Source organism: Anaerolineales bacterium (assembly GCA_015075625.1).
Classification (GTDB): Bacteria; Chloroflexota; Anaerolineae; order Aggregatilineales; family UBA2796; genus UBA2796.
The window spans coordinates 573,567-586,943 of the sequence record JABTTZ010000001.1; the positions used below are offsets into that span (position 1 = coordinate 573,567).

Genomic DNA, 13,377 nt, shown 5'->3' on the forward strand with positions numbered 1-13,377 from the left:
TTGTAGCGTGGCTTTTCTGGCTATTGAGGCAGCATTTCTTGTGAGGATGAATTACCCATGCGGGTCGGGTTGTTTCCCCTATAGTGGGTGGCAAAGGGGTAGTTTGAGGGGGCTTCCCCCTCAAAAACTCGCTGCCCTCTCTCCCCTTGCGGGGGTGAGGACGTAACATCTATAAATGTGTTCTATAATAAGAGAATGGATGAGCAAACGTTTGTTCAACGCTTTAATGCAATAAAAAAACAAGGGTGGATTCCTTCACGGCGTCAAGGACCCACCGGAATCGGTTTTACACTCGAAACCGCGCTTGGTTTAACGGAGACGAATGTTGCTATCCCCGATTTGGGAGCGATTGAACTAAAAGCCCATCGGGTGGGGACACAATCTTTGATCACTCTTTTCACTTTCAATCGAGCCGTCTGGAAAATGCATCCCCTAACCGCCATTCGCCGCTATGTGGTTGGCAATCGGAAGGTGAAGGGCGTCCTGCTGCCCACCGATCTCGCCATTCGTCATTTCTTTGAGGCGCAGGGCTTCACCCACATCGCCACCCACTATCGGCACATTCCCAATAAACGAATGCCCGCTAAAAACAGCCCCTCCAACGTAGCGGGCAGCACCGAGGTGACCATGACGCAGGAAACGGTTGTGGTGATGAAACGCACCTAAGCATGTTTTGCTAAGGGGAGTCACCGTTCAAAACTCCCCCCTCAAAATTCCAAGCGACGATCCACCCCCTGTTGTGCTACAATCCTCATGACTACGGGAAAGGTGGGCATTTTATGGGTGTGGCAGACGTTCTGAAACTCATTGTGGCGCTTATTACCATTGGCTTTGGCGCATACGCAGCGGTGTTTCCAAAAATGGCGGCAAAATTCGTCGGGTTGAGCGCCTCGAACGACAACATGCGTGGTGTTGCCGAAGTGCGCTCGATCCTCGGCGGGGCATTTATTGGCGTGGGTGTGGCGGCGATTCTTTTTCCCCTTCAAGGTTACCGTGTGTTGGGCATTTCGTACCTTGCTATCGCCCTCACGCGGACGCTCTCCATTGCCCAGTTCGAGAAAGATAAATCCCCCTCGAACGTGATCAGCGTCGTTTCCGAATACCTCTTTGCGGCAATCCTCATTCTGCTCTAAGATGACACACCAAATAACGAAACCACCCCCTGCTGATAGATCGCTTGCCGTGCGGCTTAACCGCTGGATGATGGTGCTTTCACGGCGCTATCTCACCTTCCTTTTGACGGTGATCTTCATTTTCGCCGCGCTGCCCGTTGCCGCGCCGATCCTGATGCGCGTCGGGTTGACCGCCCCCGCCTCGCTGATCTACAGCGCCTACAGCCCAATGTGCCACCAATTCGCCTACCGCTCGCTGTTCCTCTTTGGCGAACAGCCCGTCTACCCACGCGCTACGGTGAGCTTGCCGGGGATTCTCTCGTGGGAGGCATACCTGCCGACGGTGATGCAATCTCTCGGAGATCGTCTTGATCAGTCCAATTTGGCGATGGAGACGAACGCCCGCAACTTTCGAGGGACGGAGACGATGGGCTATAAGGTTGCCGTCTGCCAGCGCGATATAGGCATTTATTGGGCGCTCTTTTTCACCGGTCTGGTTTACAGTATTCCCCGCATCCGGCGCGTCGTGCGCCCCTGTCCCATTTGGCTTTACCTTTTGCTTGGCTTAGCCCCCATTGGGATGGATGGCTTTAGCCAGTTGTTCAGCTATCTGCCGGGCTTTTGGGTCGTCCGTGAGACAACGCCCGCCTTCCGCTTTATCACCGGAGTCCTGTTAGGCGTCATGACGGGGTGGCTGGCGTTCCCCTATCTAGAGGCAGCGGCACGGGAAACCTATCAGGAAATTGCCGTGAAGTTTGCCCGCCGAAGCCTGCGAAAGGCTGCCCAATGACAGGCACAGACACTATCTCCGCCGCCTTTTATGATCGGATCGCCCGTTACTACGACGCCGAAAACGAATTCATGACGGACGATCTGCCCTTCTATGCCGCGCTTGCCGAGGAAAACGGCGATCCGATCCTTGATGTTGGCTGCGGCACGGGGCGCGTCATGCTTCATCTGGCGGGGTTGGGCTACACCGCACACGGCGTCGATGTCTCGGTGGAGATGCTCCGGCGGGGGGAACGCCGCGCCATCGCCCGCGCCGATCTCCGTGACAAGTGTCGTTTTTTTACGGGTGACGCCGCCGCCCATCCCTACCCAACGCGCTACCCGCTGATCCTTGTCCCCTACAACGGGTTCATGCATTTTCGCACGCTTGATGGGCAGATTCAGGCGTTGAAACACTGGCGCGATCACCTCACTGAGGACGGCGTAATCGCCTTCGATCTGCCCAACGCGGGAGAGGTTTTTGCCGGCGGCGATGATGATACGCTCACCTTTGAGCGCTCTTTTACCGAGCCGGAGTCGGGCGGCATGGTGATGCAGTTTTCGCTCAGCCGCATAGACCGCACAGCGCAAATTCAGCATATTTCGTGGGTCTATGATGAGACGGCGGCGGATGGCGTTTTGCGGCGGACGGTTGCCCCGCTCACGTTGCGCTATGTGTTCCCTGCTGAGTTCGATCTGCTGCTGAACGCCTCTGGGTTGGCAATTCAGGCACGCTATGGCGATTACGAGGGCGGCGCGTTTGAGGATGGCAGCCAACGGATGATCGTCCTCGCCGGACGGCGCTGAGCAACCCACTTCATGTCTTACATCCGCCTGAACGCCTCCCCCCACCGACGCATCTTCCCGGCGAGCATGGCGGGCGGGCTTTCGCTCTTTCTCTTGGGGCTGTTCATCGCCGCTTGCGAGGTTGAGCCACTCCCCCCCGACCCCACGATCACGCCAACGATCTACCTCCTCCCCGCCAGCCCAACGGTGAACCCCGCGCCAGTCACCCCCGCCTCGTCAGAGGGGGATGGCGGCGGCGATAGCGGCGATGTGGCGCTTTTGGGGACACACGTCCTTGAATTCACCCCCGCCGCCCCAGAGGTGATCGGCGGGGCGACGATCACCCCGCCGCCCGCCGCCACCGAACAAAGCATCCCGATGAATTTTGTCATGGACGACGGGGTGAGCCTTGCCGGACGCTTTTACGGGGCGCCCGTCCGCCCGGCGCCCGCCTTGCTGCTCGTTCACGGGGCGGGAGAAGACCGCCGCGTGTGGATGGAGGTTGTCCCCCTTTTGCAGCAAGGCGGGCTGAACGTCTTGATCATTGACCTGCGTGGGGCGGGCGATTCCGGCGGGCGGCTGGCGTGGGACGCCGTGCCAAGCGATTTGCGAGCGATCTTCAGCCGATTGCTGACACTGCCCGGCGTGCGCGGCGCGGCGATGGGCGGGGTGGGCATGGGTGGGACGGCGGCAATCCTTGCCTGTGCGGAGGTTGATGGCTGTCGAGGGGCGTTTGCCGTCAGCCCGCAGACGGGCGTTTTTGACCCCACGCTGAACGAGGCGTTGACCATCTACGGGGTGCGTCCGCTGCTGCTGGCATATGGGAGCGAAGATGCCGAGAGCGCGGCGGTGGTCAGCCGCATGGCGGCGGCGGAGCGGGGGGCAATTCGCCAGTTGACCTATTCCGGCGCGGGGCAAGGGGTGGCGCTGATCACGGCTGAGTCTGCCCTTCAAGAGGCGCTGATCGCCTGGGTGCGGGGGGGGTGATCGCGCCCTGTTCCTGCCCCGTCGCCTTCGCCGTGAACAACCGTCCCCGCGCCAGATAGGTGACTGCCGCCCCAACGAACACCCCAAACCACAACTGGACAACGCGAATCACCAGCGTGGCAAAGCCCGCCTGCGCCACCCCCAACCCGATCAAGCGCTGAAGCGATCCGGTAATCGTCAAGTCAGATGCGCCAATTGCGCCGGGCATCCCAGAGAGCGATCCGGCAACGACAGAGAGGCTGATCACCAACAGCGCCTGAAAAAAAGTCGTCGCGGTGGGCGGTTGACCGATCCCCACCAGGATCAGGTAAACGCCAACGCCATCCAAGAGATTTGCCAGCGTCCCCAAGCCAACGGCAACAACCAAACTCCGCAGCCGGACTATCTGGTAGCTGCTCTCGTAAAAGACCTCGAAACTATGGGCAAAGCGCCCGATCAGGGGGGCGGCTGTCAAGCGGTGTAGAATCCACCGACAGAGTGGGCGGATTTGGAGGATGCTGATCCCTATCACCATGAGCGCCAGCGGGATGAACACGACGCTCCAATAGGCGCTGTCGGCAAGGCTGAGCAAGCTCCAGGCGATCAGGATCAAAACCGCCATCCCATCGGAGAGTCGTTCCGCCGCCACAACGGGGAGCGTTTGGGCAATGGGCGTCCCCGTCAGACTGTGCAAGACGAAACTTTTCAGGACTTCCGCCGCCTTGCCCGGACTGATCGCCAGCGGAAAGCCCATGAGGAAGACTGCCGCGCTATCGCCCACCCGAATGTTTGGCACGCCGACCAACCCGAGATAGAAATGCCATTTCAGGAAGCGCAGCGCCCAATTCCCCACCCGCAGCGCCAAAACCGGAATCATAATCAGCCAGGGGAAGGCGGTGGCATAGCGCACCAATTGGGACACATCGCTCAGCAGCAGCACGGCGACGAAGGCAGCCGCCCCCAACCCCACACCGATCAACAAGGGGCGGCGGTACTTCCCCCACAACATACCCATCGTACCCGTTGTACCCATCAGACGACAATCCCCGCCAAAATGTCCATGATGCGGCGGTTGATCTGGTCTTGCTCACGGAGAAATTCCATGTTTTCGCGGATGAAGAAATACGCCACGATATGGAGCTTGACACTGGCACTTGCCACATCGGAGAGTAGGACGGTAACGGAGGTCGGCTCAATTTTGGGGCGGCTGAGGAACATATCGCGCAGGGTGCGGGTGATTTTTGTGATCTGGTCGCTGGTGACGCCTGCCTTCAAAGTGATTGTCATTTCGATCTGGCGTTTGTTCAGCCGCGACCAATTCGTGATGGTGGATTTAGCAAGGACGCCGTTGGGGATGATCACCCGCGATTGATCGCTTTTGCGCAAGATCGAGGAGCGCAGCCCGACATGTTCTATGACGCCCTCATCGCCGCCGACCTCAATCGTATCGCCCACGACAAAGGGGCGGTCTGTGACGATGCTGGCGAAGCCAAAGAGGTTGCCGATGGTGTCTTGGGCGGCAAGGGAAACACCGATTGAGCCGATGCCCAACCCCGCCACCAGCGTATCGACATTGTAGCCCCACGCCTGCAAGACAATCGTCGTCGTCAGGATGATGATCACAAAGCGGAGCGCCACCCGCACGAAGGGGACAAGGCGTTCCTCAATGGAGACGCCGATCAAATCATTGAGGCGCTGCCCAGAGAGCGAGACGATGGTGACGGCGCGGTAACAGGCAATGGCAATGGCAATGATCACGACACTGTTCAAGATCGGGTTGATCACCCTATCGCGCTCGCGATCCACGCCGAGGAGCGTCACCGCCAGAAGAATCCCCGCGGCAAGGATGAACCACTGAACCGGCGCGGTGAAGATGTTCAAAATTTGATCGTCCAGCGTAGAGGCAGTCCGTTCCGCCCGCCGCCGAAAGGGGCGGATGATCAGCGCCGTCAGCAAGCGCCGCAGGGCAAAGGTGATCAACAGCGCCAAAAGCGCCAGCAGCAAGCGGACGACGAATTCGCGCAGTTCGGGGGGCAACCCCTGTAAAAATGGAATGTTGTCGAGGAGCATGCGTGTCTCATCCAGTTCATTCTAGTTCAAGGCGCAAAGTTACCAAGCCAACGCCGATCACATCTCCCGTTGTGACGACGACGGGTTCTAGCACCGGATGCCCGTTCAGCAGAGTCCCGTTGCGGCTTTTGCGGTCTTCCAACCACCACTGTCCCCCCCGTAGGGTAAGGATAGCATGTTCGCTGCTTGTGCCGGAATCGCTCAGCCGGATGGTGTTTGTGGGGGCGCGTCCCAAGCGGGTGAGCGGCAGCAGGGGAAAAATTACGCCAGGGGGCATAGTGGCATCTTCTGAGGTGAGGATCACCAAGCGCCCGCGCTTCTGGGTGCGGCTTTCCACCTCGCGGGCGGTCAGGCGCATATCCCGCCACAGAAGGGCGAACAGCGCTGATAAAAAAGCGATCAGCGCCAGCGCCCCGGCAATGCGCAAGACGATCAGGATAATCTCAACCGTCATGAGCCTTCGGGAATGTCCTTTTTGGGGGGAAGGGTCATGGGGCGCACTTGCGTATCGGAAAAGGCGCCGTCGGCTTGGGAGGGGGCGTCATCTTCAATATAGACCAACTGCACCGCCCCCAGGCTGATCACATCGCCCGGCTTCAAGACGCACTCGGTGATTCGGTAGCCGTTGACATACGTCCCGCTCGTGCTTCCGGCATCAAAGAGGCTGTAGCTGCCAAAGCGTTCCCGAATTTGCGCATGGCTGCGGGAGATTCGTGGGTCATCAAGGACAAGGTGGTTATCCCGCCGCCGTCCGATGGTGGTCACGGGGCGGTTCAGGGGGTGATGAACGCCCTGATAGATTACAAAGGCAGTTTTTATTTTCTGAGGTGGGGGATTGTTGAAGGCAGCACCGGGGAGGACGATTTGTTGTGTGGAATGGGTGGGTTCTTCATGGCAGACCGCCGCCCGAAACGAACGGCGGGGGAGGGTTAGGTCGGTCAGTAGTTGGACGGCAGGGGGCTTGCGCAGGTGCAGCCCGGCGCGGCGGGCGAGTTCGGTGATACTTTTCGCCAAAAGCGATGGTAAGTCAGGCTCAGTGGCGGTGAGGGCGTTCCAATCATCGGGATGAAGGTAAACGGTGTAGCTGTGGGGGGCAATGATCGCCCCATCCGCCGTGCGTTCGGCGCTCTCATCCATCTGGTGGGCAAGCTGTGCCGCCACCTCTGCCGGATGAAGGCAGGCGCTAAAAAGACGGGCAAAACCACCCTCAATCAACGTCTGAAGGCGTTGTTCCAGATGGGAGAGATGACTCATAGACGGCACGGCTCATAGGGATCAATGATGCATGATCATTATACTCGGTGATGTCTCTATGACATTCAGGAAATGCTCAGAAAAGTGAAGCCCCGCACCTCTCTCCTTGGCGCGTTTACGCCCGCCGCTAAAGCAGCGGGCTAAGATTAACCACCCCTACAGGGCTTGGAAGGCAAAGACGCGTTCTGTATCTGTTTTAAGCCCCAACGGGGTGATCAGCCATAGCGCGAGTGTTTTAACCTCGCGCCATGGGGCATCCGGTTACGCCCGACGTTTTAGCCCCGCGCCTAGTGATTGCTTTCCGCCGTCGGTTCGGCGGTTTCTGAGAGAGGGACACGCCCTTTGCACTCTAAGAAAACATCTCCCCCATTGGCAAAAACTGATCGCAAGCCCCCAGTGATATAGGGGCGGCAACCTTCTGCCGTGATCATTATCATAAACACATCATCCCCATAGGCTCCTAGCGACCCATCAAAGACCCCATCAGCATCCGTCCTTAAAATGAGTGGTTTAGCGTTGGTCGCCCCCTCCCACATAAATTTGGTTTGCCCACTTACCATGGTGATTTGGGCGTCTGGGATAGGGATGTCTTTGACAGGTAGGGGATACCGTTGACGCCACACGACCCGCCCTTTTACCGGACTATATCCGTACTCACAATCACAACGTCCAAGCGGGGCGATCTGACAACCGACAAGAAGGAGGGCGATAATCATGATTCCGATGGGTGCAAAACGCTGCTGATTTGTGGTAGTTCTCATCAGTCTATTTCCTAATGTTGTGGAGCGCTTGCGCCCTCACCAACCCATGCGCCGTGTTCAACGGATAGCACTCCCTAAGCAGCGGGGGAATCTACCCGACGGTGATGATCTGCTCCATAACGCTTCCCCAACGTATTGGGGATGGTGTGGTATCGGGCAGACGCCCACAGAGGATATCCCTCCCCCCTTTCGCAGACGAGGTACAATCGCACCCCGAATCCAAATGTACAGATAGGCATTTAATGGTAGAGGATAGTGTTCCATGACGGTATTACCCGAAGTCAGACTGACCGCCTTAGCCACCTGTGCCGGCTGCGCGGCGAAACTCTCGCCGGGCGATCTCGCCCATGTGCTGCATCCGCTGGCGGCGTCTTTTAACGCGGTGGATCATCCGGCGCTGTTGGTTGGTCTAAGCGCCCCCGACGATGCTGCCGTGTACCAACTTTCTGAGGATCAGGCGATCATCTCAACGGTGGATTTCTTCCCCCCTGTCGTAGATGATCCCTACAGTTTCGGGGCGATTGCCGCTGCCAACGCCCTCAGCGATATCTATGCGATGGGCGGCGAAGTCCTCTTTGCGATCAATCTTGTCGCCTTTCCCGAAACGCTTGATCTTGCCATCCTCAGTGAGATTCTGCGCGGCGGCGCGGATCGCGTGCGGGCAGCAGGGGCGGCAATCGCTGGCGGGCATACGATCAAGGACGACGAGCCGAAATATGGCTTAGCGGTGACGGGGCTGCTACACCCCGCACAGATCATCACGAAAGGCGGGGCAAAGCCCGGCGATGTCCTCATCCTGACGAAACGGTTAGGGACGGGCGTGATCACAACGGCGCTCAAGCGCGATCTTGCCGATCCGCGTCACGTTGATTCCGCTGTGGCGGGGATGATGACGCTTAACCGAGCAGCGGCGCGGGCGGCGCGGGCAGTAGGCGTTCACGCTATGACCGATATCACGGGCTACAGCCTGATGGGGCATGGGCGGGAGATGGCGGCGCTGAGTGGGGTGGATTTGCTGATCGATTTTGCTGCGCTGCCCTTCCTTCCGGGTGCGGAGGCATATGCCGAGGCGGGCTTGTTCCCCGGCGGGGCAATGAACAATGTAAACTTTTACACCCAGTGGGTGACGGTGGAGGCAGCGCTCCGCGACGATCAACGGATGCTGCTGTTCGATCCGCAAACCTCCGGCGGACTGCTCATCGCCCTTCCGCCAGAGCGCCTTCCGGCGTTCGTGGGCGAATTTACTAAAGAGGGTGGCGAGTATTGGCAAATTGGCACGGTGCAGGCGGGGTCTGGACGGATCATCGTTCGCTAGGCGCGTGGATTGCCTTCTAAGCCCCGAAGGAGTGGTCAGCCTTAGCCCGCTGCTTTAGCGGCGGGCGACCTCACAAGGGGTCGCCCTTCGGATACGTTCTTTACTCTTTAGGACAAGGCGGGCTGCGCCCCACCAGTCTAAAACAACGGGGGCTGTCCTGTGTCGTCGTCTGCGCCGTCGTAAGGAAGCCCCAGATGGGCGTAGGCACGTTTCGTAACCATCCGCCCACGTGGGGTGCGATCTAGAAACCCTAATTGAATCAGATACGGTTCGCAGACATCCATGATCGTATCGGACTCCTCGCTGATTGAGGCGGCGACAGTCTCCAAACCGACGGGACCGCCGCCTTTATCAATGATCGCCAACAGGACACGGCGATCAATGTCATCCAGCCCTAGTTTGTCCACGTTGAGCAGGGCGAGAGCATCATCTGCCATAGTCTGGGTGACCACCCCCTTACCGCGCACCTGAGCGTAATCGCGGACGCGCTTGAGCAGCCGCAGCGCAATACGCGGCGTTCCCCGCGCACGGTTGGCAATCTCCACCGCGCCGGCCTCCTCAATGGGAATCTTCAGCGTTTCGGCAGCGCGGGTGACAATCAGGCGCATTGCTTCCGCCCCGTAAAAATCGAGGCGGTAGATTGCCCCAAAGCGCGAACGCAGCGCCGAGGTGAGCAGCGCCAAGCGCGTCGTCGCCCCGATCACGGTGAATTTGGGAAGGTTTAGCCGGACGTTTTTCGCGGCGGGACCCTTCCCCACAACAAGATCGAGGACGAAATCTTCCATCGCCGGATAGAGAATCTCGGCAACCGCCTTGCCCAAGCGATGAATTTCATCGATGAACAGAATGTCCCCTTCGCGCAGGTGGGTAAGAATGGCGGCGAGGTCACCCGCCCGTTCCACCGCCGGACCCGCCGTCGGGCGGACGTTCACACCCATCTCTTTGCCCATCACATTGGAAAGCGTCGTCTTGCCAATGCCGGGCGGTCCGTAAAAAAGGATGTGATCGAGCGTTTCCTTCCGCGTTTGTGCCGCCCCAACAAGAATTTTCAGATTTTCCACTACCCGTTCTTGCCCAATCACTTGGGCAAGCGTCTGGGGACGAAGGTTCTGATCCTGATCGTCGGGGCGGCGTTTGGGGCTGAGGAGGCGATTATCGGTCATGGTCAGGTGTTCTAATTGCCATGAGCAAAGTATAGACGAATACAGATGAGTCCACCACTTTCACCCCTCGGCGGGCGCTCCAAAGCAGATCATGACATCCTTCAACCCCTTCTTCTGGATCACCGGTACATGGGCATCGGCGGCGGGGTAGCCCACCGGAAGGACAACATAGGCACGTTCGTTGGCTGGACGCTGCAAGAGGGCGCTCAAGAACGCCATCGGGTTTGGGGTGTGGGTCAGCGTCGCCAGCCCTGCGAGGTGCAAACTGCACAGAAGCATCCCGACGGCAATACCCACCGATTCTTCGGTGTAGTAGTGTTTTACTTTGTTTCCCTCGGCGTCCATGCTGTAGGCTTGCCGAAAAACGACGATCAGGTAGGGGGCATCTTCAAGGTGCGGCTTGTGCCAATCTGTCCCCAATGGGGCGAGCGCGTCCAGCCATTCTTGGCTCATACGCCGCTCATAGCTTTCTTTTTCTTCTTCTTCAGCGGCGATCCGTATCTGCCGTTTGAGGTCGGGATCACCCACGACGACGAATGTCCAGGGCTGCTGGTTTGCCCCCGAAGGGGCGGTGTTCGCCGTCGCAATGGCGTTTTCGATGAGGACAAAGGGGACAGGCTCACTGGAAAACAAGCGCACCGTGCGGCGGGCGCTCATCCGCGCCAAAAAGTCGTTGGAGTGCTGGTGTTGGTCGGCTAAGGGCAGGCGGTCAAAAACGAGCGGGTGAAATTGGGCAGGTGTAGCGGGCATGAGGATAGTTCTCCGTAAAGGTAGTTCTCGCACAGGTAAGATTATCATGGTAAGGTGATGTGGGAGATAGTATAACGAGGAAATCAACACAACGGCGGGCGTAGACGAACGCCGCAGGGGGCGTCCCTACCGGGGTGCGGGGCGCAGAGGGAGAATCCCGCCCCTTTCCGAACTGACTCTTGGCAGAGCGAATTCAAACGGCATAGAATCATCCTGTATAGAAATGGGAAGGGGAACACTCCCCCACAATAGGAGAGGAATGACGATGCCGAAATTTGAACTTGCGCCGCTGCCTTACGATGCCGCGTCGCTTGAGCCGCACATCGACGCCCAGACGATGACCATTCATCATGGCAAGCACCACGCCGCCTATGTGAACAACCTGAACGGCGCTGCTGAAAAACACCCCGAACTCTTTGAAAAAAGCGCCGAAGCTCTGATCAAAGACCTGAACGCCGTCCCCGAAGATGTGCGGACTGTGGTTCGCAACAACGCCGGTGGGCATGTGAACCACACCTTTTTTTGGGCGCTCATGTCGGGGACGCCCGGGGCGATTAGCACCGAACTGAGCGCCGCCATTGACAGCACCTTTGGCTCGATGGATGCCTTCAAAGAGGCGTTCCAGAAGGCGGCAATCGGGCGCTTTGGGTCGGGTTGGGCGTGGCTGGTTGTCGATGGCGGGGCGCTGAAGATCGTCAGCACGCCGAATCAAGACAACCCACTGATGGATGGGCAAAAGCCGATCCTCGGTGTGGACGTGTGGGAACACGCCTACTACTTGAAATATCAGAACCGCCGCGCCGATTACCTTACCGCGTGGTGGAACGTTGTCGATTGGGCAACCGTAAGCAAATTCTACGCCGCCGTTAAGTAAGCGCCCACCGTTTGGCATGTCCCCTCTAGGGCGGGTCGCTGACCCATCCTGAGGGGGTGATGTGCCAAACCCTACCGAGATGAACCCTACTTTAGAAACCAGATAAACCAAACCCCCTTAGGAGATTCCCTAAACATGTCAGCGACGCGCATTGAAAAAGATTCCCTCGGTGAACTGCATGTGCCAGCCGATGCCTATTACGGCGTTCAAACGCAGCGTGCCGTGAATAATTTTCCCATCAGCGGGTTGAAGCCTTACCGTGCCTTTATTTGGTCGATGGCGGCAATCAAGCGGGCGGCAGCACAGGTCAACAGCGATCTGGGCTTGCTCGATAAGAAACTTGCCGAGGCGATCATGCAGGCGGCGGCGGAAGTGATGGAAGGCAAACTGAACGATCAATTCGTTGTCGATCCCTTCCAAGCCGGCGCAGGCACCAGCCACAACATGAACACGAACGAGGTGATCGCCGCCCGCGCCAACGAAATCCTCGGCTATTCGCTCTCGCAAGATGCGAAAGAAAAGCCCGTCCGCTCCAACGACCATGTGAACATGGCGCAAAGCACGAACGACACGATCCCGACGGCGATTCGGGTGGGCAGCCTGTGGCGCTTGCCAGACCTGATCGCCTCGCTAAAGGGGCTGCAAGACGCGCTTCAGGCGAAGGCGGTGGAATTTGATGGCATTGTCAAAAGCGGGCGCACGCACCTTCAGGATGCCGTTCCCGTTCGTCTAGGGCAGGAATTCGCCGCCTACGCTAAAGCCGTTGAACGGAACATTGAGAAGGTGAAGGCGGCGGCAGAAGGGCTGAAACGATTGGGCATTGGCGGCACGGCGACAGGGACGGGGCTGAACGCCCATCCTGAATATCATGCCCGCATGACGGCGAAACTGAGCGAGTTTGTGGGAATGCCTCTCCAAACTAGCGACGACCTCTTTGAATCGATGCAGAGCATGGGCGACGCCGTGTTTTTCTCTGCCGCCTTGCGCAACGTGGCGCAAGACCTCACCCGCATCGCCAACGATTTTCGGCTGCTCTCGTCGGGTCCCTCTACAGGCTTGGATGAGATTCGCCTCGCGCCCGTCCAACCGGGATCATCGATCATGCCGGGGAAGGTGAACCCCGTCCTTGCCGAGATGCTGAACATGGCAATGTTCTACATCATGGGCAACGATCTCACCGTCATGTTGGCGGGGCAGGCTGGACAGCTTGAACTCAACGTGATGATGCCGATCATCGCCCACTGCTTGTTTCAATCGATGGATGTCATGATCGGCGCGGTGAACGCTTTTAGCGCGAAGTGCGTGGCAAAGGTGGAGGCGAATCCGGCAAAGGCGACGGGTTGGCTGGCGAAAAATGCCATTCTCGCCACAGCGCTCAACCCGATCATCGGCTACGAGAAGGGCGCCGAGGTCGTCAAGATTGCCATGAAGGAAAACAAGGGCATTGTTGAGGTCGTCGTGGAAAAGGGTTACATGACCCGCGAAGATGCGGAGAAGGCGCTTGACCCAACGGCGCTGACGCATGGCGGGCTGACGGATACCCCCGCTGCGGGCTAAA

At 58.6% G+C, this 13,377-nt stretch carries 15 protein-coding genes; 8 read left to right on the top strand and 7 right to left on the bottom strand.

Going from position 1 to position 13,377, the window contains the following annotated elements:
* Positions 1-195: 195 nt before the first annotated feature.
* The 5 genes from HS103_02450 (at position 196) to HS103_02470 (ending at position 3,653) form a co-directional block, all read left to right on the top strand.
* On the top strand, positions 196-666 hold the full coding sequence (locus HS103_02450) for a hypothetical protein (protein ID MBE7511663.1): 471 nt from the start codon (positions 196-198) through the stop codon (positions 664-666).
* Positions 667-779: 113 nt separating this feature from the next.
* Positions 780-1,133 carry a hypothetical protein gene (locus tag HS103_02455; protein ID MBE7511664.1) on the top strand — a complete coding sequence of 118 codons (354 nt, stop codon included), beginning with the start codon at positions 780-782 and terminating at the stop codon, positions 1,131-1,133.
* 1 nt (position 1,134) lies between these two features.
* Positions 1,135-1,902 (top strand): DUF2085 domain-containing protein, encoded by a 768-nt coding sequence (locus HS103_02460; protein ID MBE7511665.1) that lies wholly within the window; start codon positions 1,135-1,137, stop codon positions 1,900-1,902.
* Complete coding sequence (locus tag HS103_02465) at positions 1,899-2,687, top strand: class I SAM-dependent methyltransferase (GenBank protein MBE7511666.1); 789 nt, start codon at positions 1,899-1,901, stop codon at positions 2,685-2,687. The genes HS103_02460 and HS103_02465 overlap by 4 nt, the downstream gene beginning before the upstream one ends.
* 12 nt (positions 2,688-2,699) lie before the next feature.
* Positions 2,700-3,653 (top strand): alpha/beta fold hydrolase, encoded by a 954-nt coding sequence (locus HS103_02470; GenBank protein MBE7511667.1) that lies wholly within the window; start codon positions 2,700-2,702, stop codon positions 3,651-3,653.
* On the opposite strand, the gene HS103_02475 is transcribed toward HS103_02470, so the two are convergent.
* From HS103_02475 to HS103_02495, 5 genes are all read right to left on the bottom strand, one after another.
* The gene (locus HS103_02475) at positions 3,598-4,665 is read right to left on the bottom strand and encodes a flippase-like domain-containing protein (GenBank protein MBE7511668.1); all 1,068 of its coding nucleotides are present in this window, start codon (positions 4,663-4,665) and stop codon (positions 3,598-3,600) included. The genes HS103_02470 and HS103_02475 overlap by 56 nt on opposite strands.
* The gene (locus HS103_02480) at positions 4,665-5,702 is read right to left on the bottom strand and encodes a mechanosensitive ion channel family protein (protein MBE7511669.1); all 1,038 of its coding nucleotides are present in this window, start codon (positions 5,700-5,702) and stop codon (positions 4,665-4,667) included. Before HS103_02480 ends, HS103_02475 begins: the two co-directional genes overlap by 1 nt.
* A 16-nt stretch (positions 5,703-5,718) precedes the next feature.
* A complete protein-coding gene (locus tag HS103_02485; GenBank protein ID MBE7511670.1) occupies positions 5,719-6,156 on the bottom strand; it encodes an FHA domain-containing protein in 438 nt (145 codons plus the stop codon).
* The gene (locus HS103_02490) at positions 6,153-6,956 is read right to left on the bottom strand and encodes a DUF3662 domain-containing protein (protein MBE7511671.1); all 804 of its coding nucleotides are present in this window, start codon (positions 6,954-6,956) and stop codon (positions 6,153-6,155) included. The genes HS103_02485 and HS103_02490 overlap by 4 nt, the downstream gene beginning before the upstream one ends.
* A gap of 287 nt (positions 6,957-7,243) precedes the next feature.
* Positions 7,244-7,717, bottom strand: a complete 474-nt coding sequence (locus HS103_02495; GenBank protein MBE7511672.1) for a hypothetical protein — start codon at positions 7,715-7,717, stop codon at positions 7,244-7,246.
* Positions 7,718-7,979: 262 nt separating this feature from the next.
* Between HS103_02495 and selD the strand changes: the two genes are divergently transcribed.
* Positions 7,980-9,032: a selenide, water dikinase SelD gene (selD, locus tag HS103_02500; GenBank protein MBE7511673.1), complete on the top strand. Its 1,053-nt coding sequence runs from the start codon at positions 7,980-7,982 to the stop codon at positions 9,030-9,032.
* 137 nt (positions 9,033-9,169) lie between these two features.
* Here selD and ruvB read toward each other — a convergent pair whose 3' ends face one another.
* Entirely contained in the window at positions 9,170-10,195 is a 1,026-nt protein-coding gene (gene ruvB / locus HS103_02505; protein MBE7511674.1) for a Holliday junction branch migration DNA helicase RuvB, read from the bottom strand.
* Positions 10,196-10,255: 60 nt separating this feature from the next.
* Positions 10,256-10,945 carry a nitroreductase family protein gene (locus tag HS103_02510; protein MBE7511675.1) on the bottom strand — a complete coding sequence of 230 codons (690 nt, stop codon included), beginning with the start codon at positions 10,943-10,945 and terminating at the stop codon, positions 10,256-10,258.
* Positions 10,946-11,210: 265 nt separating this feature from the next.
* Between HS103_02510 and HS103_02515 the strand changes: the two genes are divergently transcribed.
* Positions 11,211-11,819: a superoxide dismutase gene (locus tag HS103_02515; protein MBE7511676.1), complete on the top strand. Its 609-nt coding sequence runs from the start codon at positions 11,211-11,213 to the stop codon at positions 11,817-11,819.
* Positions 11,820-11,954: 135 nt separating this feature from the next.
* Entirely contained in the window at positions 11,955-13,376 is a 1,422-nt protein-coding gene (locus tag HS103_02520; GenBank protein ID MBE7511677.1) for an aspartate ammonia-lyase, read from the top strand.
* Position 13,377 lies beyond the last annotated feature (1 nt).

Excerpts from the sequence above, each read along its gene's own strand:
- HS103_02480 (MBE7511669.1), bottom strand. The coding sequence starts at position 5,702 with ATGCTCCTCGACAACATTCCATTTTTACAGGGGTTGCCCCCCGAACTG.
- HS103_02460 (MBE7511665.1), top strand. The coding sequence starts at position 1,135 with ATGACACACCAAATAACGAAACCACCCCCTGCTGATAGATCGCTTGCC.
- HS103_02470 (MBE7511667.1), top strand. The coding sequence starts at position 2,700 with ATGTCTTACATCCGCCTGAACGCCTCCCCCCACCGACGCATCTTCCCG.
- ruvB (MBE7511674.1), bottom strand. The coding sequence starts at position 10,195 with ATGACCGATAATCGCCTCCTCAGCCCCAAACGCCGCCCCGACGATCAG.
- HS103_02485 (MBE7511670.1), bottom strand. The coding sequence starts at position 6,156 with ATGACGGTTGAGATTATCCTGATCGTCTTGCGCATTGCCGGGGCGCTG.
- HS103_02515 (MBE7511676.1), top strand. The coding sequence starts at position 11,211 with ATGCCGAAATTTGAACTTGCGCCGCTGCCTTACGATGCCGCGTCGCTT.
- selD (MBE7511673.1), top strand. The coding sequence starts at position 7,980 with ATGACGGTATTACCCGAAGTCAGACTGACCGCCTTAGCCACCTGTGCC.
- HS103_02495 (MBE7511672.1), bottom strand. The coding sequence starts at position 7,717 with ATGAGAACTACCACAAATCAGCAGCGTTTTGCACCCATCGGAATCATG.
- HS103_02475 (MBE7511668.1), bottom strand. The coding sequence starts at position 4,665 with ATGGGTACAACGGGTACGATGGGTATGTTGTGGGGGAAGTACCGCCGC.
- HS103_02510 (MBE7511675.1), bottom strand. The coding sequence starts at position 10,945 with ATGCCCGCTACACCTGCCCAATTTCACCCGCTCGTTTTTGACCGCCTG.
- HS103_02455 (MBE7511664.1), top strand. The coding sequence starts at position 780 with ATGGGTGTGGCAGACGTTCTGAAACTCATTGTGGCGCTTATTACCATT.
- HS103_02490 (MBE7511671.1), bottom strand. The coding sequence starts at position 6,956 with ATGAGTCATCTCTCCCATCTGGAACAACGCCTTCAGACGTTGATTGAG.
- HS103_02520 (MBE7511677.1), top strand. The coding sequence starts at position 11,955 with ATGTCAGCGACGCGCATTGAAAAAGATTCCCTCGGTGAACTGCATGTG.
- HS103_02450 (MBE7511663.1), top strand. The coding sequence starts at position 196 with ATGGATGAGCAAACGTTTGTTCAACGCTTTAATGCAATAAAAAAACAA.
- HS103_02465 (MBE7511666.1), top strand. The coding sequence starts at position 1,899 with ATGACAGGCACAGACACTATCTCCGCCGCCTTTTATGATCGGATCGCC.